Genomic DNA, 19,241 nt, shown 5'->3' with positions numbered 1-19,241 from the left:
TGAGCGGTTTGCGGGGCTTTCGGCCCGGCCGGCGCGCCTGCCGCAACGACAGAACTAGGGCGGAACACCATGACCTCGGTAAACAGCTTCAAGTCGAAATCGACCCTCACGGTCGGCGGCAAGACCTATACCTATTATTCCATCGCCGAAGCCGAAAAGAACGGCCTCAAGGGCGTATCGGCGCTGCCATCCTCCATGAAGGTGGTGCTGGAAAACCTCCTGCGCTTCGAAGACAACCGCACGGTCACCAAGGCCGATATTGAAGCCGTTGCCACGTGGCTGGTGACCCGCACCTCCGAACACGAAATCTCCTACCGCCCGGCCCGCGTGCTGATGCAGGACTTCACCGGCGTTCCGGCCGTGGTGGACCTTGCCGCCATGCGCGACGCCACCGCCAAGCTCGGTGCCAATCCGCAAAAGATCAACCCGCTGGTACCCGTCGACCTCGTCATCGACCACTCGGTTATGGTGGACAATTTCGGCTCGCCGACCGCCTTCAATGACAATGTGGAGCTCGAATACGAGCGCAATGGCGAGCGCTACGAGTTCCTGCGCTGGGGCCAATCGGCCTTCGACAATTTCCGCGTCGTGCCGCCCGGCACCGGCATCTGCCACCAGGTAAACCTTGAGTACCTGGCCCAGACCGTCTGGACCAAGGAAGAGAACGGCGAAACCGTCGCCTATCCGGACACGCTGGTGGGCACCGACTCGCACACGACCATGGTCAACGGCATGGCCGTGCTGGGCTGGGGCGTGGGCGGCATCGAGGCCGAGGCGGCCATGCTCGGCCAGCCGGTCACCATGCTGATCCCCGAAGTCGTCGGCTTCAAGCTCACCGGCAAGATCAACGAGGGCATCACCGCCACCGACCTGGTGCTGACCGTCACCGAAATGCTGCGCAAGAAGGGCGTGGTCGGCAAGTTCGTCGAATTCTATGGCCCCGGCCTCGATTACCTCAGCCTCGAGGACCAGGCGACCATCGCCAACATGGCGCCCGAATATGGCGCCACCTGCGGCTACTTCCCGGTCGATAGCGATACGCTCAAATTCCTCACCACCTCCGGCCGCGATGCCGAGCGCGTGGCCCTGGTGGAAGCCTATTCGCGCGCCCAGGGCATGTTCCGCGAGACCAATACGCCAGACCCGGTCTTCACCTCGACGCTCGAGCTCGACCTTTCCACCGTCGTGCCCTCGATCTCGGGCCCCAAGCGCCCGCAGGACCGTATCGTGCTGTCCGAAGCGAAAGCCAAGTTCATCGAGCTGCTGCCCAAGGAATTCGGCAAGAGCGACGATCCCGCCGTCCAGGTCGAAGGCCAGGACTACACCCTGACCCATGGCGACGTGGTAGTTGCCGCCATCACCTCCTGCACCAATACCTCCAACCCCTCCGTGCTGGTGGCCGCCGGCCTCCTTGCCCGTAAGGCGCGTGAGCTCGGCCTTCAGAGCAAGCCCTGGGTCAAGACCTCGCTGGCACCCGGTTCGCAGGTGGTCACCGACTACCTGACCTCCGCGGGCCTGCAGGACGATCTCGATGCCCTCGGCTTCAACCTCGTCGGCTATGGCTGCACCACCTGCATCGGCAATTCCGGTCCCCTGCCGGCTGAAATCTCGAAGGCCGTGCAGGCCGGCGACCTCGTCGCTACCTCGGTCCTGTCGGGCAACCGCAATTTCGAAGGCCGCATCAACCCGGATGTGAAGGCGAACTTCCTCGCCTCCCCGCCGCTGGTGGTCGCCTATGCGCTAGCCGGTTCGGTCAAGGTCGATATCACGACCGAGCCGCTCGGCACCGGAAAGGACGGCCAGCCGGTCTATCTCAAGGACATCTGGCCCTCCAACCACGAAGTGGCCGAGATCGTGCGCAAGCACGTCACCAAGGAAATGTTCCAAGGCCGCTATTCGGACGTGTTCAAGGGCGACACCCATTGGCAGAACATCGCCATCGAAGGCGGCGAAACCTATGGCTGGAACTCCTCCTCGACCTATGTGCAGAACCCGCCCTATTTCGAGGGCATGTCGATGGAACCGAAGCCCGTGACCAATGTCGCCGGGGCCAAGGTCCTGGCGCTGTTCCTTGATTCCATCACCACCGACCACATCTCGCCGGCCGGCTCGTTCAAGCCGTCGACCCCAGCGGGCAAGTATCTGGAAGAACGCCAGGTCGCCCCGCGCGACTTCAACTCCTATGGCGCCCGCCGTGGCAACCACGAAGTGATGATGCGCGGCACCTTCGCCAATATCCGTATCAAGAACCAGATGCTGCCTGGCGTCGAAGGCGGCTTCACCAAGGGTCCTTCGGGCGAGCAGATGCCGATCTACGACGCCGCCATGGCCTACCAGGCGCAGGGCACGCCGCTGGTGATCTTTGCCGGCAAGGAATATGGCACCGGCTCCTCGCGTGACTGGGCCGCCAAGGGCACCAATCTCCTCGGCGTCCGCGCCGTGGTCGCCCAGAGCTTCGAGCGTATCCACCGCTCCAACCTTGTCGGCATGGGCGTGATCCCGCTGCAGTTCAAGGAGGGCGAGAGCTGGCAGACGCTGGGCCTCGACGGCACCGAAACCATCGACATCGAGGGCGTGACCGAGATCGCCCCGCGCGCCAAGGTCAACGTCAAGATCACCCGCGCCAATGGCGAAGTGGTCAATGTCGAAACCCTCTGCCGCATCGATACTGCCAACGAGCTCGACTACTTCAAGCATGGCGGCATCCTCCACTACGTGCTGCGCAGCCTCGTCGCGGCTTAAGCGCAGCGCCCTAGGTGCAGAAATGGCGGTCCCCCGGGGCCGCCATTTTCTTTGGGGCAGCAGAGACAAAGAAGATTCAGCCGCGTCTCACCCTCTTTTGACTAGCGGGGGTGAGTGGGGGCGGCTTACAACCGAGCCCATGACGCTTAGACCCTTCCTTGGCGCGGCTCTGGCTGCCTTCTCGTTTGCCGCTCTGGCCGCTCCGGCCAGCGCTGAACCTGTGTCGCGTCCCAGGGCGGTGGTCGAGCTGTTCACCAGCCAGGGCTGCTCCTCCTGCCCGCCGGCCGATGCCCTCCTCACCAGCCTGGCCGAGCAGCACGACGTCGTGGCGCTGGCCTACCATGTCGACTACTGGGACTATGCCGGCTGGAAGGACACGTTCGGCAATGGCGACTATTCGGACCGGCAGCGCGACTATGCCAAGGGCTGGGGCTCGTCGCGCATCTATACGCCGCAGATGGTGGTCAACGGCGCCAAGGGCGTGGTCGGCTCCCGCCGTGGCGAGGTCCATGGGGCGCTGCAGGGCGCGAGCCTGCCGCTGACGGTCGATATCGCCCAGCATGGCGACATGCTCAAGATCGACATCTCGCCCGACCTCGATTTCGAAAATGCCGTGGTCTGGCTCGTGACCTATCTCGATCGCGTCGATGTCAGCATCGACAAGGGCGAAAATGCCGGCAAGTCCATGGTGTACACCCAGGTCGTGACCGGGCGGCAGGCACTGGGCATGTGGGAAGGCGCAAGCGGCGCCGACCTCAAGCTGCCGATGGGCGAGGCGCTGGCCGCCGGCAGCAGTGGCATCGCCGTCGTCGTCCAGCAGGAGCATGACGGACTGCCGGGCCCCATCCTGGGCGCTGCCACATTCGAACGCTGAGGCGAAAAAAATCCCGTCCCTTAAACACAGGAACGGGGAGATGTTCGCTAACTTTGGAATGGCCGGCACCCGGGCCTAAGGTTGGGGGCTCAGGTGGCCCTGGCGCCAGCCACTGGAGGCAATGGTTGTAATCTGACCCCGCAATCTGGCGCTGTGAGGATCAAAATGTGTCGGAAACAGGGTTTTTGCCCCTGCGGGCATCAGCACTTGCATCCTCGGCCAAATGCCGCAATCATGACCGTCCCGTGACAAACAGGTGCCTTCCACGGTGCAGGGCCGCACACCCAACGACAAGACCGTTCATCTTTCGCTGGTTCAGGGCGGGGGCGCTCCGGCGGCCGCTTCGCCCGGCAAGATGCCGGTCGTGGTCACCTTCGACCGCAAGGAATTGTCGCTCATCCTCAATGTCTATGGCCGCAAGGTCGGGCAGGGCGAATGGCGCGACTATGCCATGGATTTCCTGCGCGAGCGGGCGGTGTTTTCCATCTATGCCCGCGTGTCCGAACGGCCGCTGTTTCTGATCGAAAAGACGCCCCGCCTGCGCAACCGGCAGGGCCAGTATGCTGTTACCAACCAGCAGGGGCGCATTCTCAAGCGCGGCCATGACCTGGCCGTGGTGCTGCGGGTGCTCGACCCCCAACTCGCGGTGATAGGATGAAGCAAAGCACGTTTCTCGTTGCGGCCGGCCTGATGCTGGCGGCCTTTCCCAGCTTCGCCCAGGAATGGGGCAGCGACTACAATATGGGCTCGATCGGCGTCTTGGGCGGCACCGAAGCCGACGGCACGATCAGCATCGACTGCGCTGAATCCGGCAATGCCGTCGTGCCGCAGGGTTCGCTCTCGATCTTCCTCAATCCCGCCGTCCGCGCCGAAGGCGCCGACGCTGCGGCGACAGAGCTGACCTTTTCCGTCGACGGCACCGATGTGGTCCTGCCGGTGACGCGGGAAGGCGGCGAGGCCTTTGTCTTCAGCAAGATGCCCGAAACGCTCGATCAGGCGACACAGCTGATCGATCTCCTCGAAACGGGGGAGGAACTGGTGGTCACCGCCGATGGAGAGCACCTCGCCCGCATCGGTCTTGAAGGCGCCGGCGCTGCGCTCGATGGCGTCGAGGTCTGCCTCGAGTCATGAACCTCAACATCAGGGAGGCGACCAAGGCCGACGCCAGGAGCATGGCGGCCTTGCGCGCAGCCTCCATCCGCGCGCTCTGCGAGCCTGATCACCATGGCGACGAGGCCACGATCAAGAGGTGGATCGGCGCGGATGACAAGTTCGAGCAGTTGCTGGCGCGCGACGACCTGGCAATTATCGTGGTGGAACTCGATGACCAGCTGGCCGGCCTCGGCGCCATGAGCGGCGACCGCGTGACGCTCAACTATGTCCATCCCGATTTCCGCTTCCGCGGCGTCAGCAAGGCCATCATGCAGACCCTGGAATCGCGCATGGTGGCCCATGGAGTCCTGCGCGGCGTTCTCGACTCCAGCGTCACGGCCCTGCGCTTCTACCAGGCCATCGGTTGGCAGAAGGACGGCCCGGCCGATCCGGAAAGCGGGCAGCAGCCCATGAGCAAGGACCTGCTATAGCGCCAGCTGCAGATGTACGATGTCGTGCCAGCGGTCGAATTTCAGCCCCACGGCCTCGTAGTAGCCCACGCGCCGGAAACCGAACTTCTCATGAATGGCGATGGACCCGGCCGTGTCGGCGGTGATCACGGCCAGCATCTGCTTGAAGCCGAAGGCGCGTGACTGCTCGAGGAGTTCGGTGAGCAGCATCTTGCCCACGCCGCGCCCGCGTTCGGCCGGATCGAGATAGATCGAATCCTCGCAGGTGAAGCGATAGGCCGCCCGGGGCCGGTAGAAGCTGGCATAGGCATAGCCGATGCAGCGCCCCGCGCGCTCCGCCACGATCAGCGGATGGCCCAGGCGCTTGAGGCCCGCATACTTTTCCGCAATCGCCTCTTCGCCGGGGGCTTCGGTGTCGAAGGTGATCGCCGTTTCCTCCACATAGTGCCTGTAGATGGCGGTGATGGCGGGCACGTCATCCCAGCGGAAGGGGCGAAGCAAAACGTCTGACAAGGCTGGCATCCGGACAAAGAAAAACCGCAGCCTTTGTAGGCTGCGGTCGGTTCATTCGTCCAGCTGTGCCGGCGAGGCTTACTCGCGGTTGCCAAAGAGGCGGAGCAGCATCAGGAACAGGTTGATGAAGTCGAGGTAGAGGTTGAGCGCGCCCATGATGGCACCCTTGGCCAGGACGTCGGCGCCATAGGACTCCGAGTAGCCTTCCTTGATCTTCTGCGTGTCATAGGCGGTCAGGCCGGTGAAGATCAGCACGCCCACGATCGAGATGATGAATTCGAGCATCCCGTTGTAGAAGAACATGTTGACCACCGAGGCGATGATCAGGCCGATCAGGCCCATCATCAGGAAGTTGCCCATGCCGGTGAGGTCACGCTTGGTGGTGTAGCCGTAAAGGCTCATCGCACCGAAGGTCGCTGCGGTGATGAAGAACACCTTGGCGATGGACGCGTCGGTATAGACCAGGAAGATCGAGCTCAGCGACAGGCCCATCACGGCCGAGAAGGCCCAGAAGGTCGCCTGGGCAGCCGGCACGGAAAGCTTGTTGATGCCGAAGCTCAGCACCAGCACGAAGGCCAGCGGAGCCAGCATCACGACCCACTGCAGCGGGCTTGCATAGAGCAGGGCGCCCCACTGAGTGACGAGCTGGCCATTGGCGAGCTGGCCAACGGCAGCATTCGGATCGGTGGTGATGGCGGCAGCGGCGGCGAAATAGGCCGCGACGCCGGTGACCACCAGGCCAATACCCATGTAATTGTAGACGCGCAGCATGTAGCTGCGCAGGCCCTCGTCGATGGCCAAGGCCGAGCCGGCCCGCGCACCGAGGGTCTGACGGTCATATCCAGCCATAGTCGGTTTCCTTTCCCAATTGAAAAGCGGTCTTTGCTACCGCCGGTGGGCATTGGTTGCCACTTAATGAGACAATATGGATTGGGCTCCCAGTCTTTACAAGAGAGGTCATGGGGCCTGCGACGAATAGGCTGGTCCACCCAGTGGGTTATGTTAGGGTCGGGTGCGAATCGCGAACCGAAATCTTGCGGAGAGGAGGGCCAGATGCCCCGGCTCTTTACCGGCCTCGAAATACCGGCCGATATCGGATTTGCGCTGTCGCTGAAGCACGGCGGCCTCGGCGGCGCCCGCTGGATCGATCCGGACAATTACCATATCACCCTCCGTTTCATCGGTGATGTCGACCGGCAGACCGCCAATGACGTGGCTGACAGTCTCGACCGGCTGTCGAACTCCATGCGCTTTTCCGTCCGGCTGACCCATCTTGGCACCTTTGGTGGCGACAAGCCGCGGGCCCTGTTCGCCGGCGTCGAACCGAGCGAGGAGCTGACCCGACTCCAGGCCGCGCAGGAGCGGGTCCTGCAGCGGACGGGCCTTGCCCCCGAGGGACGCAAGTTCGTGCCGCATGTGACCCTGGCCCGCTTGCGCGGCGGGCAACCGGCCGAAGTCGCCCGCTTCATCGCCGAGGCTGGCCGGTTCGAACCGCTGAGCTTTCCCGTCGGCCGCTTCGTGCTTTATTCGAGCAAGGACTCCGTTGGCGGCGGACCCTATGTGGTGGAACAGAGCTATCCACTGGCCGCTTGAGCGGTCACGCAGGTGTTAGCCCGCTGTTAACCCGTTCGGGGCAAACCCGGCCCCTCATGGCGAAAGTGCCAAATTGCCGCCGCGATTACCTCGCACTTGATGCAAATCCTGTCGAGCGTGGCGGCGTTTGACACCTTGGTAACCATGTTGGTGCAGAGTTGGCGGGCAGCTCTTCCAGGATGGAACTTCAGTTAAGAGGACGATTAGCGATGACGACGAAAACCGGTGGCCTGGTACTTGGTCTGGCGGTCGGCGCGATCATGGCTCTGGCCCCCGCCGCACAGGCGCAGCAGGCCACGGAGCTTGGCACTTTCAACGCATGGACAGCCTGGCAGGCGACCGATGCTTCGGGCGTGATCTGCTACGTGTCGGCGACTCCGACGTCGAGCGAGCCGGCCGGCGCCAACCGCGACCCGATCCACTTCATGATCATCCACCGCAAGGGCATGGGCACCAAGAACGAAGTCCAGACCATTATCGGTTATCCGTTCAACACCACGTCCGCCAATGCCAGCGCCTCGATCGACGGCAAGAGCTATCCCATGGTCACCGAAGGCTCGGCCGCCTGGCTGGCTTCCACGGGCGATGAAGGCGGGTTCGTGCAGGCCTTCAAGGCCGGCAGCAATCTCGTGGTCAAGGGCACCAGCCAGCGCGGCACCAACACCACCGACACCTACTCGCTCTCGGGCGCCACGGCTGCCGTCAACGCCATCGACGCGGCCTGCAAGTAATTTCAGGTTGCTCGCAGTGAGCGACACATCCTATCTGGTGAGGGGCAGGTCCTGCCCGTCACCATTTCGCTTTTTTGATGAGGTCCCGATGCTCAGATCAACGCTAGCGCTCGCCCTTGTCGCCAGCCTTGCCGTCGTTGGAAGTGCCAGCGCGCAGCAAGTGCGGATCTTGGGTGAACATCGCGCCTGGACCAGCTATGCCGCCGACGAGGCGGGGGGCAAGGTCTGCTTTGCCATGAGCAAGCCTGAGAATGTGGCACCTACGCCCGATGGTTACACGCAAGCCTACATCTATATCTCCAACCGTCCTTCCGAGAATGTCGAGGGCGAGTTCAACCTGGTCGCCGGCTTCCCGTTCCAGGCCGACAGCCTTGCCACCGTCGCCGTTGGCGGCGAGACCTTCAATCTCTTCACCCAGAACGATGCGGCCTGGCTTGATGATGCCGGGCAGTCGGCAAACCTTGCCAGCGCCATCCGCGCCGGCTCTTCGCTGGTGATCGAAGGCACCACTGCCGGCGGCATCAAGGTGACCCAGACCTATTCCCTCTCCGGCGCCACCGCCGCCCAGCAGTCCATCGGCGCCGAGTGCTAGACATGCGAGCCAAATCCGAGCGATGCTGAGTTCAAGACGACGGCGCTCATGACCGTCGTACAGCGGCCGCGGGGGGCGGGTGCTGATGAGCAACAAGCTGGTTTGGAACGAGCAGCGCAAGCTGACAGCTGCCTATCTCAACGGTTTGGCGATGGCCCTGTCGGGCATCGGTGGCTTCGCGCCGATCATTGCCATGACGCTGTCAGGTCCGCTTTCCCCAGCTGTGCTGATTTTGGTGCCGGGTTGTGTTGGTGTCAGCGTCGGCCTACATCTATTGGCAAAGCTGGTTTCAGGGAGATTGGAAGAATGAATGACCCGATCTTTATCTGGAGCTATGTGATCTTCTTCAGCGGAACGCTGGGTTCTGCGCTGTTCTTGGTATGGCTGGACCGACGCAACAAGCCTGAGGGTGACCACCCCGCGCCTGGCGAATAGCTCCCTCTCCAGAGGGTGACTTTGCGAAATCGGTCCCCATATGCTATTGGCCTCGCCAATCCCGCATCTTCCGGACATTTCGCCAGCCCATGAGCATTGCGCTGAACCTTGACCATTCGACCGCCGTCCGCCCACAGGCAGCCAGCCGGCCGTCGCTGATCGGCCTCAGCAAGCCGCAGCTCGCCGAAGCGCTGACCACGGCCGGCATCGCGTCCGACAAGGAAGCGCGCATGCGCGCCTCCCAGCTCTGGAACTGGCTTTACGTCAACGGCACGACCGACTTTGACCGCATGACCAATGTGGCCAAGCCGGTGCGCCAGAAGCTGGGCGATACCTTTATCCTTGACCGCCCCGAGATCGTTTCCGAGCAGGTTTCGAGCGACGGCACGCGCAAGTGGCTGTTTCGCTTCCGCGATCCGGCCAATCCCCTCTACCCGCCGGTCGAGGTCGAAACCGTCTATATTCCCGAGCAGGACCGCGGCACGCTCTGCGTCTCCTCGCAGGTGGGTTGTACCCTGACGTGCTCCTTCTGCCATACCGGCACGCAAAAGCTGGTGCGCAACCTCACCGCCGGGGAAATCCTGGGCCAGGTGCTGATGGCGCGGGAGCGTCTCGGCGACTTCCCTGGCGGCCGGCGTCCCGATGACGGCGGCCTCGTTCCATCCGGCGACACCCGCGCCATCACCAATATCGTGATGATGGGCATGGGCGAGCCGCTCTACAACTACGAGAACGTCAAGCAGGCGCTGCTGATCGCCTCGGCCGGCGACGGCATGTCGCTGAGCAAGCGCCGGATCACCCTGTCGACCTCCGGCGTCGTGCCCTTCATCGAGCCGACCGGCCGCGAGATCGACGTGATGCTGGCGATCTCCCTCCATGCCACGAACAACGACCTGCGCGACGTCCTCGTGCCGATCAACAAGAAGTGGCCGCTGGAAGAACTGCTGGAAGCCTGCCGCAATTATCCGGGGCTCAGCAATGCCCGCCGCATCACCTTCGAATATGTAATGCTGGACGGCATCAACGACAGCGATGCCGAGGCGCGCGAACTGGTGCGGCTCCTCGCCGGCATTCCGGCCAAGATCAACCTTATTCCGTTCAATCCCTGGCCGGGCTCGAACTACGGCACCTCGCCCTCGTCGCGCATCGAGCGCTTTGCCGACATCGTCAACAAGGCGGGCTATGCCTCCCCGGTGCGCACGCCGCGCGGCCGCGACATCTTTGCCGCCTGCGGCCAGCTCAAGAGCGAAAGCGAACGGCTCTCCAAAAAGGACCGGGACGCACTGGCGACCGTATGAGGCCATCGGCGCGGCGGATCGAGGCAGCAATCGCGGCGTCCGAACATGCCGCAGCCCTGCGCGCGCCGGTCATCTGCCCCCTCTGCGAACGGCCGATCCCGCCTGAGGCCAAGTCGAGCCGCCACCATCTGGTGCCGCGCCTCAAGGGCGGCACCCACAAGGGCACGGTGCGCCTTCACCAGATCTGCCACAGCGCCATCCACGTCCGCTTCAGTGAAACCGAACTCGCCACCCGGTTGGCAGACGTCGAAGAGCTGCGCCGGGACCCCGAACTGGCGGCCTTCATCGCCTGGGTCCGCACCAAGCCCCCCAGCTTCCACGCCCCCACCCGCATGACCCGCGAACGGCGCGAAAGCCGCCGGCAGCGGGACTAGCTACTTCCGTCCCTGGGCCAGCAGAATGGTTGCGGCGAAGGCCATGAACACGGCGGCAAAGCTCCAGTTCAGGGCCTTGCTGATCCATTGCTTGTCACGCAGCGTCGTGGTCAGCCATTCGGCAAATAGAACCGTCGCGACCACGACCGGCAGCGACACGATGATGAACTCGGCACCCAGAAACAGCAGCTTGCTGGCCGCCGCCCGGTCGGAGGCCGAGATGAACTGGGGTAAAAAGGTCACGAAAAACAGCGCCACCTTGGGATTGGTGAGGTTGATGGCAAGGCCCGTCATGTAGCTCTGGACGAGCGTTGGCTGCTTGCCGGCCGCGCGGGTCACCAGGATCCCGCCGCCGGCGCGGATCGCCTGAATGGCCAGCCAGACCAGGTACAGCGCGCCCGCGACCTTGAGCGCCCAGAAGGCAGCCGGCGCCGCCACGATCAGCACCGAAATGCCGAAGGCCACCAGCATGGTATGGACGGCAATGCCCGTGCTGGTGCCCAACACCGCCGCAAAGCCGTGCGCTCGACCAAAATTCATGGTGCGCGACACAAACAGCGCCATGTCGGGCCCAGGTGTCACGGCGAGCACGAAGCCAGCCAGGGCAAAGCCTAGGATGACGGAGAGGTCGGGGACGAAGTCGGGCATGGCAAAGCCTCAGGTGGACGACCGAGCTTTGCCCCAAAGCGCGAACCCTGTCGAGGACACTATACCGGCAGCTCGAAACTGCGTTTGATGGTTTCCATCGGCACGTCGGTCTTGACGCTCTGCACGCTGGGAATGCGCATCAGGTAGTCGGACTGGAAGCGCCAATAGGCGTGGAGGTCCGTGGTAACGATGCGCATGATGGCGTCGCATTCCCCCGTGGTCAGGTAGCACTCCGCCACCTCGGGAAACTTCCGCACCGTCTCGGCGAACTGGTTGGTGGTTTCGGCATCCTGCGTCTTGAACCAGATGCGAGCAAAGACCGTGAGGCCCAGCCCGACGCTGGCCGGATTAAGCACGGCAACGTAGCGGTCGATCACGCCGCGCTCTTCCAGCAGCCGCACGCGCCGAAGGCAGGGGGAGGGAGAGAGGCCCACCTCGTTGGCCAGTTCCACGTTGGACATGCGGCCATTGCGCTGCAAGGCAGCCAGTATGCGGCGATCAACGGGGCTGAGCGTTTCTGGCATGTTCAGGAACTTCAAGTTTGACTGTTTAGCAGAATATGCCACTCTTTGCGCCTCACGCGCGATAATGGCAAGAATGTTGCGCTTCCTTTGATCTATCCTGTTCCCATCACTCGGAGCGGATCTCATGGCAAACAACATCAAGAAGGTCGTGCTGGCCTATTCCGGCGGCCTCGACACCTCGATCATCCTCAAGTGGCTGCAGGAAACCTACCAATGCGAGGTGGTAACGTTCACCGCTGATCTGGGGCAGGGCGAGGAGCTCGAACCGGCGCGCAAGAAGGCCGAGATGTTCGGCATCAAGGACATCCGCATCGAAGACCTACGCGAGGAATTCGTGCGCGACTTCGTGTTTCCCATGTTCCGCGCCAACACCGTCTATGAGGGACAGTATCTTCTCGGCACCTCGATCGCCCGGCCGCTGATCGCCAAGCGCCTTGTCGAAATCGCGCAGGAAACCGGCGCCGATGCCATTTCCCATGGCGCCACCGGCAAGGGCAATGACCAGGTGCGATTCGAATTGACCGCCAATGCCCTCGATCCCTCCATCAAGGTGATCGCGCCCTGGCGCGAGTGGGACCTCCGCTCGCGCACCCAGCTGCTTGATTATGCCGAGCGCAACCAGATCCCGATTGCCAAGGACAAGCGCGGCGAGGCGCCCTTCTCGGTCGATGCCAATCTCCTCCACACCTCCTCGGAGGGCATGGTGCTCGAAGATCCGGCCGTGCCGGCGCCCGACTATGTCGCGCAACGCACCGTCGATCCCGAAAAGGCGCCCGACACGCCTGAGATCATCACCATCGGCTATGAAAAGGGCGATCCGGTCTCGATCAATGGCGAAACGCTGTCGCCAGCTGCGCTTCTGACCAGGCTCAACGAACTCGGCGGCAAACATGGCGTTGGCCGCCTCGACCTCGTCGAAAACCGCTTTGTCGGCATGAAGTCGCGCGGCCTCTATGAAACGCCGGGCGGAACGATCCTCCTTGTGGCGCATCGCGGCATCGAGTCGATCACGCTCGATCGCGGCGAAGCCCATCTCAAGGATGAGCTCATGCCCAAATATGCCGAGCTCATCTATAACGGCTTCTGGTTCTCGCCCGAGCGGGACATGCTGCAGGCGCTGATCGACCAGTCGCAGCACTATGTCACCGGCGAGGTTACGGTGAAGCTCTATAAGGGCTCGGCCACCGTGATCGCGCGCAGCTCGCCCCACTCGCTCTACAACATGGACCTCGTCACCTTCGAAGAAGGCGCGGTGGCCTATGACCACAAGGACGCAGCGGGCTTCATCCGCCTCAATGGTCTGCGCCTCAAGACCTGGGCCGCCCGCAACCAGAAGGCACGCCGTTAGCCCAAGCGACATGAGGTTCGCCCCTGCCGGGGGCGGGCCTCACACATCATCAAGAGACCCCGATCACTTCGGAAGACGAACTTAATCCACCTTTAACGGGATCGCTCTAGCTTTCCACAGACCTTTGCTCGGGGCAGAGGGCAGGGGAAGCGGCACGTGCGATCAGACGATACCGGCAGCTTGGGCGAAATGGCTGAGGCGCTGCTGCTCGATGCTGCGCTCGAAAACATTCCCTATGGCTTTTGCGTCTGGTCCCCGCAATTCCGCCTTGTCATGTGGAACAAGAACTGGCGCGACATCTATGGCTTCAGCGCCGACGCCGTTTATCGCGGCATGACGCTGGAAGAGGCCGTGCAGCTCAGCGACCAGCTCGGCAACCATCCCGGTCAGGACGCCAACGCCTTCTACGAAAGTTATACCGAGCAGCTCCTCGCTAACCGCACCGGGGCGCGGGTCAAGAGCCAGGAAATGGTTCACGGCGGCCGCACGGTTGAAACCGCCCATGTCTACTCGCCGGCTTTGGGCTGGGTCGTCACCCACGAGGACATCACCGACGAGCTCGCGCGCACCGAGGTGGTGCAAAAGCGCAAGCTCGAGCTCGAGCGGCACAATATCCGTCTCGATGCGGCGGTGAACAATATCTCGCAGGGGCTCTGCATGATGGACGCCAAGGGGCGCCTCGTCATCTGCAACGAGCCCTATGCGCGCATCTACAACCTGCCGCCCGAGCTGCTCCGTCCCGGCACGCAACTCGACGACATTCTCAGCCACCTCTTCGACCAGGGCATGGAAGCGGGCTCGACGCGCGACGAATATATCGCCTGGCGCCGCGACGTCATCGCGCGCCGCGAATATGGCAAGAACATCCACGAGCTCAACAACCGCACCATCATGATGCAGCACCATCCGATGAAGGATGGCGGCTGGGTCTCGACGCATGAGGACATTACCGAGCAGCGGCAGAACGAGGCACGCATCCGGCACCTGGCGCGTCACGATGCCCTGACCGACCTGCCCAACCGCATCGAGTTCCTCGAGCAGATGGCCAAGACAGAGGCGGGGCTCTCGCGCGGTGAAATGGCGGCCGTGCTTTATATCGATCTCGATCACTTCAAGGCCGTCAACGATACGCTGGGGCATGCTGTCGGCGACGAGGTCATCAAGCAGGCCTCGGCCCGGCTATGGGGCACGACGCGCGAAACCGACGTCCTGGCGCGGCTGGGCGGCGACGAGTTCGCCCTGCTGATGCGGCCCATCGATGGCGCCGACACCGCCGCCAAGGTTGCCGACCGCATCATCAAGGCTATCGGCGCCCCTATGCTGATCGGCGGGCAGCAGATCGAGATCGGCGCCAGCGTCGGCATCGCGGTGGGGCCGGGCGACGGGGTCAAGACCGATACCCTGGTCAAGAACGCCGACCTGGCCCTCTACAAGGCCAAGAGCGAGGGCCGCTCGACCTACCACTTCTTTGAAGCGGGCATGGATGCCGACCTGCAGCAGCGCCGCTCCATCGAGGCCGGGCTGCGGCTGGCCCTCCAGCGCAACGAACTGCGCCTGATGTTCCAGCCCCTGCTGGGTCTTGCGGAAAACCGCGTCACCTGCGTCGAGGCCCTGTTGCGATGGGACCATGATGGGCGCACCATCTCCCCTGCCGAGTTCATCCCCATCGCCGAGGAAACCGGGCTGATCGTCGCCATCGGCGAATGGGTGCTGCGGGAAGCATGCAAGGCCGCCGCGGCCTGGCCGGGCGAGGTGCGCGTGGCCGTGAACCTATCGCCTATCCAATTCAAGACGCGCGATCTCCTGGGTCTGGTCAAGACGGCCCTGGCCGATGCACGCCTGGCGCCTACCCGGCTCGAACTCGAAATCACCGAGTCGCTGCTGCTGGCTGAGAACGACACCAATCTCAAGGTCCTGCACGATCTGCGTGCCCTGGGCGTCCGCATCTCCATGGACGATTTCGGCACCGGCTATTCGTCCCTGAGCTACCTGCGCTCCTTCCCCTTCGACAAGATTAAGATCGACCGCTCCTTCATGCGCGACCTCACCACGCGCGGCGACTCGCAGGCCATCATCAAGGCCATTATCGGCCTCGGCCAATCCCTGGGCATGTCGACCACGACCGAAGGTGTCGAAACTGAAGAGCAGCTCGAAATGGTGCGCGCCCACGGTGCCTCCGAAGTTCAGGGCTTCCTCTTCTCCCCACCTCTTCTCCCCGCGGCCTTGTCTAATCTCCTCCACTCCGAAGCCGCCATGCGCCAGGCCGGCAACAAAAAGGCGTCGTAGGCCCGCGGACGCTCTGCCATTCACCAGGCGTCACCCTCGGGCTTGACCCGAGGGCTCTGCACTTGCTGCAGGTCCGGTCCAGTACAGTGCCCTTGGGTCAAGCCCGAGTGTGACCATCGAGCTTGGACGGTCCTTCGTCATTAACCCCGCAACCCACCCCTGCATCCCCTGCGCTTGTGAAAAAAGCGATCTTCCTGTAAGGCAGCCGCAAATGCGACGATCTCGCCTCGAAATGGGATCGCGCCTGTTGTTTCCTGCATGGTTCAGCCGTTTCCTGCCGCCCCTTTCGCGGCCCGCGGTTTTGGGATCATGCCAAAGAGGCCGGATCCCCCATGTCTTTGCGCAATATCGCCATCATCGCCCACGTTGACCACGGCAAGACCACGCTGATCGACGTCCTGCTCAAGCAGTCCGGCTCGTTCCGCGAAAACGAACGCGTCGAAGAGCGCGCGATGGACAGCAATGACATCGAGCGCGAGCGCGGCATCACCATCCTGGCCAAGGTCACCTCGCTGCTTTGGAACGAAACCCGCATCAACATCGTCGACACGCCCGGCCACGCCGACTTCGGCGGTGAAGTCGAGCGCATCCTGTCCATGGTCGACGGCGTGGTGATCCTCGTCGACGCCGCCGAAGGACCGATGCCGCAGACCAAGTTCGTGCTCGGCAAGGCGCTGGCGCAGGGCCTCCGTCCCATCGTCGCCATCAACAAGATCGACAAGGCCGACGAGCGGCACCTCGAAGTGCTCGAAGAGATCTTCGACCTCTTCATCGCCCTCGATGCCACGCCCGAACAGCTCGACTTTCCCGTGCTCTATGGCTCGGCCAAGCAGGGCTGGATGGCCGAAGATCCGGCCGGTCCCAAGGAATCGCTGGCGCCGCTGCTCGACAAGGTCGTGGCCCACGTGCCCGAGCCGCAGGTGGAAGAAGGCGCCTTCCGCATGCTGGTCACCACCATCGAGCGCAATCCGTTCCTCGGCCGTATCCTCACCGGCCGGATCGCTTCGGGTTCGGTTAAGGCCAACGATCCGATCCACACGCTGAACCGCGACGGCAAGGAAGTCGAAAAGGGCCGCGTCTCCAAGGTCCTCGCCTTCCGCGGCCTTGAGCGCACCCCCGTCGATGTCGGTGAGGCGGGCGATATCGTCGCCATTGCCGGTCTCGTGACCTCCACCGTTGCCGATACGATCTGCGCCACCTCGGTTGCCACCCCGATCGCCGCCAAGCCGATCGATCCTCCGACCCTGTCGGTCACCTTCCGCATCAATGACGGCCCGCTGGCCGGCCGCGAAGGCGACAAGGTGCAGTCGCGGGTCATCCGCGAACGCCTGATGCGCGAAGCCGAAGGCAATGTCGCGATCCGCGTCACTCCCGGCACCGACAATGACAGCTTCGACGTGGCCGGCCGCGGCGAATTGCAGCTCGCCGTCCTGATCGAAAACATGCGCCGCGAAGGCTTCGAGCTGACCATCGGCCGCCCCAAGGTCTTGTTCAAGGAAGAGAACGGGCAGACGCTGGAGCCGGTCGAAGAAGTCATCATCGACGTCGACGATGAATTCACCGGCGCCGTCGTCCAGAAGCTCACAGAGCGCAAAGGCGAGCTCACCGACATGCGCCCCTCGGGTGTCGGCCGCACCCGCATCAAGCTCCTGGTCCCCACCCGCGCGCTGATCGGCTATCAGCCCGAACTGCTCAGCGACACCCGCGGCACGGCGATCTTCAACCGCCTGTTCCACTCCTTCGTGCCCTACAAGGGCGACCTGCCGGGCCGCCGCACTGGCGTGCTGATCTCCAACAGCACCGGCCAGTCCGTCGCCTTCGCGCTGTGGAACCTCGAGGACCGCGGTCCGATGATGATCGACGCCGGCGTCGACGTCTATGAAGGCATGATCATCGGCGAGCATTCCCGCGAGAACGACCTCGAGGTCAATCCGCTCAAGGGCAAGCAGCTCACCAATATCCGCACGACCTCCAAGGACGAAGCGGTGCGCCTGACCACGCCCAAGAAGCTCACGCTGGAACAGAGTCTCGGCTACATCGCCGAAGACGAGTATGTCGAGGTCACCCCCAAGTCGATCCGCCTGCGCAAGATCTGGCTCGACCCCAACGACCGCAAGCGCATGAGCCGCGCCTCGGCCAAGACGGCGTAAGCCTAGAGCGTACCCCCACCCACCCTCCCCCTCATAGGGGGAGGAGCCGATCCTGCCTGTGGCACAATCACGGCTCACCACCGGACGGTCCCTCCCCCTGAAGGGGGAGGCTAGGTGGGGGCTCTTGGGAAGAGATACATGAGCGATTTCATCATTGGCCTGATCACCCAGTGGAGCTATCTCGGCATCTTCCTCCTCATGGTGGCGGAAAACATCTTCCCCCCTATTCCGTCCGAACTGATCATGCCCTTTGCCGGCTATGTGGCCGCCAATGGCGATCTCAACGCCTTCGGCGTCCTCGTCGCCGGCACGCTCGGCTCCCTGGTGGGTACCTCGGCCTGGTACGTGGTCGCCCGCATGCTGGGTCTCGAACGCTTCGTCTGGCTCTGCAACAAGCTCGGCCGCTTTGCGACGCTGAGCGAAGACGACATCGACAAGGCCCACCACTGGTTCGAAAAGCACGGCTGGCTGGCCGTGTTCCTGGGCCGCCTGATCCCCGCCATCCGCACGCTGATCTCGGTACCGGCCGGCCTTGCCGCCATGCCGTTCCCGCGCTTCCTCCTCATCTCTACGGCCGGTACGCTTCTCTGGACCGCGGTGCTGACAGCGGCAGGCTATCTGCTCCAGGCCGGCTACCATGTGGTGGAAGCCTGGATCGACCCGGTCTCCACTGGTGTCGTCGTCCTGGCGGTCGTCATCTATATCTGGCGCTTCGTGACCTGGAAGCCGATCAAGGATATCGGCTAAGGCTCCTCGCAATTTGCAATCCTCTCGCAATCTGCAACGCAGCGGCCGAGGCAATCTGCAAATCTTCATCCCCCCGTAACCTCTCCGGCCCGGTTTCCGCGGCCGCCGATCTGGCACGCTTCGTGCAATGTACGCCTCGTCCGGAGAGTGTTGTTTTGCGTACCGGACCAAACCATTGGAGCCTCGTTCCGCCGGGCGGAGCGAGGCTCTCATGCCTCCGGGCGGCTTGCCGCCCACCGGCCGAGCCACTAGATAGACGCGGACCCTGGAGTTTTTCGATGCAAGCCGTCCTCGCCGTCATCCTCTATATTCTCGAGATCTATCGCTGGGTGCTGATCGCCATGATCATCATGAGCTGGCTGATCTCGTTCAACGTCATCAATACCCGCAACCAGTTCGTGGAAGGGCTGTGGCGCGTCCTCAACCAGCTGACCGAGCCTGTGCTGCGGCCCATCCGCCGCGTCATGCCCAATTTCTCGGGCCTCGATATCTCCCCCATCATCGCCTTCATCCTGATCTTCTTTATCGACCAGGTGATCCGCATCTACCTGTTCCCCGCCGCGCGCGCCGCCGGCCTCTAGGCGCGCGCCGGTTCCACCGGCCGTCACCCTCGGGCTTGACCCGAGGGCGCTGCACTCGCCGACGCTCACGGGGCCCAGCCATCCGGCTGGGCTTTTTGTTGCCCCAACGCCTTATGCGGCCGCGACAAATTAGCGCAATCGCCATTGCCTAAGCCGCCAATCCCGCTAATCTCGCACGTGGAGGGGGCGCCTAGGAGGGCAGGCCACGCCGGTTGGAGGACCGGCCGGCCTGCACGGAGTCCC

21 protein-coding genes are annotated in these 19,241 nt (G+C 63.4%); 17 read left to right on the top strand and 4 right to left on the bottom strand.

All coding sequences use genetic code 11. The features are described 5' to 3' along the window. The first annotated feature begins 69 nt into the window (after window positions 1-69). From acnA to VIL88_RS09230, 5 genes are all read left to right on the top strand, one after another. On the top strand, window positions 70-2,742 hold the full coding sequence (gene acnA / locus VIL88_RS09250; RefSeq protein ID WP_331988018.1) for an aconitate hydratase AcnA: 2,673 nt from the start codon (window positions 70-72) through the stop codon (window positions 2,740-2,742). Between the two features lie 139 nt (window positions 2,743-2,881). Continuing rightward, window positions 2,882-3,616 (top strand): DUF1223 domain-containing protein, encoded by a 735-nt coding sequence (locus VIL88_RS09245; RefSeq protein ID WP_331988016.1) that lies wholly within the window; start codon window positions 2,882-2,884, stop codon window positions 3,614-3,616. A 256-nt stretch (window positions 3,617-3,872) separates the two neighbouring features. After that, window positions 3,873-4,274: a DUF2794 domain-containing protein gene (locus tag VIL88_RS09240; protein ID WP_331988014.1), complete on the top strand. Its 402-nt coding sequence runs from the start codon at window positions 3,873-3,875 to the stop codon at window positions 4,272-4,274. Then, entirely contained in the window at window positions 4,271-4,747 is a 477-nt protein-coding gene (locus tag VIL88_RS09235) for a hypothetical protein (protein ID WP_331988012.1), read from the top strand. Before VIL88_RS09240 ends, VIL88_RS09235 begins: the two co-directional genes overlap by 4 nt. Further along, on the top strand, window positions 4,744-5,199 hold the full coding sequence (locus VIL88_RS09230; protein WP_331988010.1) for a GNAT family N-acetyltransferase: 456 nt from the start codon (window positions 4,744-4,746) through the stop codon (window positions 5,197-5,199). Before VIL88_RS09235 ends, VIL88_RS09230 begins: the two co-directional genes overlap by 4 nt. Here the strand turns inward: VIL88_RS09230 and VIL88_RS09225 are convergent. Together VIL88_RS09225 and VIL88_RS09220 are read right to left on the bottom strand one after the other, a co-directional pair. Further along, complete coding sequence (locus tag VIL88_RS09225; protein WP_331988008.1) at window positions 5,194-5,691, bottom strand: N-acetyltransferase family protein; 498 nt, start codon at window positions 5,689-5,691, stop codon at window positions 5,194-5,196. The two genes, VIL88_RS09230 and VIL88_RS09225, sit on opposite strands and share 6 nt — an antisense overlap. A 78-nt stretch (window positions 5,692-5,769) precedes the next feature. Then, window positions 5,770-6,540, bottom strand: a complete 771-nt coding sequence (locus tag VIL88_RS09220) for a Bax inhibitor-1/YccA family protein (RefSeq protein WP_331988006.1) — start codon at window positions 6,538-6,540, stop codon at window positions 5,770-5,772. A gap of 204 nt (window positions 6,541-6,744) precedes the next feature. Here VIL88_RS09220 and thpR point away from each other — a divergent pair, with 204 nt between their 5' ends. From thpR to VIL88_RS09185, 7 genes are all read left to right on the top strand, one after another. Further along, on the top strand, window positions 6,745-7,284 hold the full coding sequence (gene thpR / locus VIL88_RS09215) for an RNA 2',3'-cyclic phosphodiesterase (protein WP_331988004.1): 540 nt from the start codon (window positions 6,745-6,747) through the stop codon (window positions 7,282-7,284). 209 nt (window positions 7,285-7,493) lie between these two features. Continuing rightward, window positions 7,494-8,015, top strand: a complete 522-nt coding sequence (locus tag VIL88_RS09210) for an invasion associated locus B family protein (RefSeq protein WP_331988002.1) — start codon at window positions 7,494-7,496, stop codon at window positions 8,013-8,015. A gap of 88 nt (window positions 8,016-8,103) precedes the next feature. Next, window positions 8,104-8,607 (top strand): invasion associated locus B family protein, encoded by a 504-nt coding sequence (locus VIL88_RS09205; RefSeq protein WP_331988000.1) that lies wholly within the window; start codon window positions 8,104-8,106, stop codon window positions 8,605-8,607. Window positions 8,608-8,692: 85 nt separating this feature from the next. Then, the gene (locus tag VIL88_RS09200) at window positions 8,693-8,917 is read left to right on the top strand and encodes an amino acid transporter (RefSeq protein ID WP_331987998.1); all 225 of its coding nucleotides are present in this window, start codon (window positions 8,693-8,695) and stop codon (window positions 8,915-8,917) included. After that, window positions 8,914-9,042, top strand: coding sequence for a hypothetical protein (locus VIL88_RS09195; protein ID WP_331987996.1), 129 nt, complete (start codon window positions 8,914-8,916; stop codon window positions 9,040-9,042). The genes VIL88_RS09200 and VIL88_RS09195 overlap by 4 nt, the downstream gene beginning before the upstream one ends. Before the next feature lie 89 nt (window positions 9,043-9,131). Continuing rightward, a complete protein-coding gene (gene rlmN / locus VIL88_RS09190; protein ID WP_331987994.1) occupies window positions 9,132-10,340 on the top strand; it encodes a 23S rRNA (adenine(2503)-C(2))-methyltransferase RlmN in 1,209 nt (402 codons plus the stop codon). Beyond that, window positions 10,337-10,714 carry a restriction endonuclease gene (locus VIL88_RS09185; protein WP_331987992.1) on the top strand — a complete coding sequence of 126 codons (378 nt, stop codon included), beginning with the start codon at window positions 10,337-10,339 and terminating at the stop codon, window positions 10,712-10,714. Before rlmN ends, VIL88_RS09185 begins: the two co-directional genes overlap by 4 nt. Here VIL88_RS09185 and VIL88_RS09180 read toward each other — a convergent pair whose 3' ends face one another. Continuing rightward, window positions 10,715-11,362 (bottom strand): LysE family translocator, encoded by a 648-nt coding sequence (locus tag VIL88_RS09180; RefSeq protein ID WP_331987990.1) that lies wholly within the window; start codon window positions 11,360-11,362, stop codon window positions 10,715-10,717. Window positions 11,363-11,421: 59 nt separating this feature from the next. Continuing rightward, window positions 11,422-11,886, bottom strand: coding sequence for an Lrp/AsnC family transcriptional regulator (locus tag VIL88_RS09175; protein ID WP_331987988.1), 465 nt, complete (start codon window positions 11,884-11,886; stop codon window positions 11,422-11,424). Between the two features lie 124 nt (window positions 11,887-12,010). On the opposite strand from VIL88_RS09175, the gene VIL88_RS09170 reads away from it, so the two are divergent. From VIL88_RS09170 to VIL88_RS09150, 5 genes are all read left to right on the top strand, one after another. After that, entirely contained in the window at window positions 12,011-13,234 is a 1,224-nt protein-coding gene (locus VIL88_RS09170) for an argininosuccinate synthase (protein WP_331987986.1), read from the top strand. A gap of 156 nt (window positions 13,235-13,390) precedes the next feature. Then, complete coding sequence (locus VIL88_RS09165) at window positions 13,391-15,520, top strand: putative bifunctional diguanylate cyclase/phosphodiesterase (RefSeq protein WP_331987984.1); 2,130 nt, start codon at window positions 13,391-13,393, stop codon at window positions 15,518-15,520. 332 nt (window positions 15,521-15,852) lie between these two features. After that, window positions 15,853-17,670, top strand: a complete 1,818-nt coding sequence (gene typA / locus VIL88_RS09160) for a translational GTPase TypA (protein WP_331987982.1) — start codon at window positions 15,853-15,855, stop codon at window positions 17,668-17,670. 138 nt (window positions 17,671-17,808) lie between these two features. Then, entirely contained in the window at window positions 17,809-18,417 is a 609-nt protein-coding gene (locus tag VIL88_RS09155; RefSeq protein ID WP_331987980.1) for a DedA family protein, read from the top strand. 278 nt (window positions 18,418-18,695) lie between these two features. Then, the gene (locus VIL88_RS09150; RefSeq protein ID WP_331987978.1) at window positions 18,696-18,998 is read left to right on the top strand and encodes a YggT family protein; all 303 of its coding nucleotides are present in this window, start codon (window positions 18,696-18,698) and stop codon (window positions 18,996-18,998) included. The last annotated feature ends 243 nt before the right edge of the window (window positions 18,999-19,241 follow it).

Source organism: Devosia sp. (assembly GCF_036563435.1).
In the GTDB taxonomy this organism is placed as follows: domain Bacteria; phylum Pseudomonadota; class Alphaproteobacteria; order Rhizobiales; family Devosiaceae; genus Devosia.
Note: the sequence above shows the minus strand (reverse complement) of the source record. Positions and strands in the feature narration are given on the sequence as shown.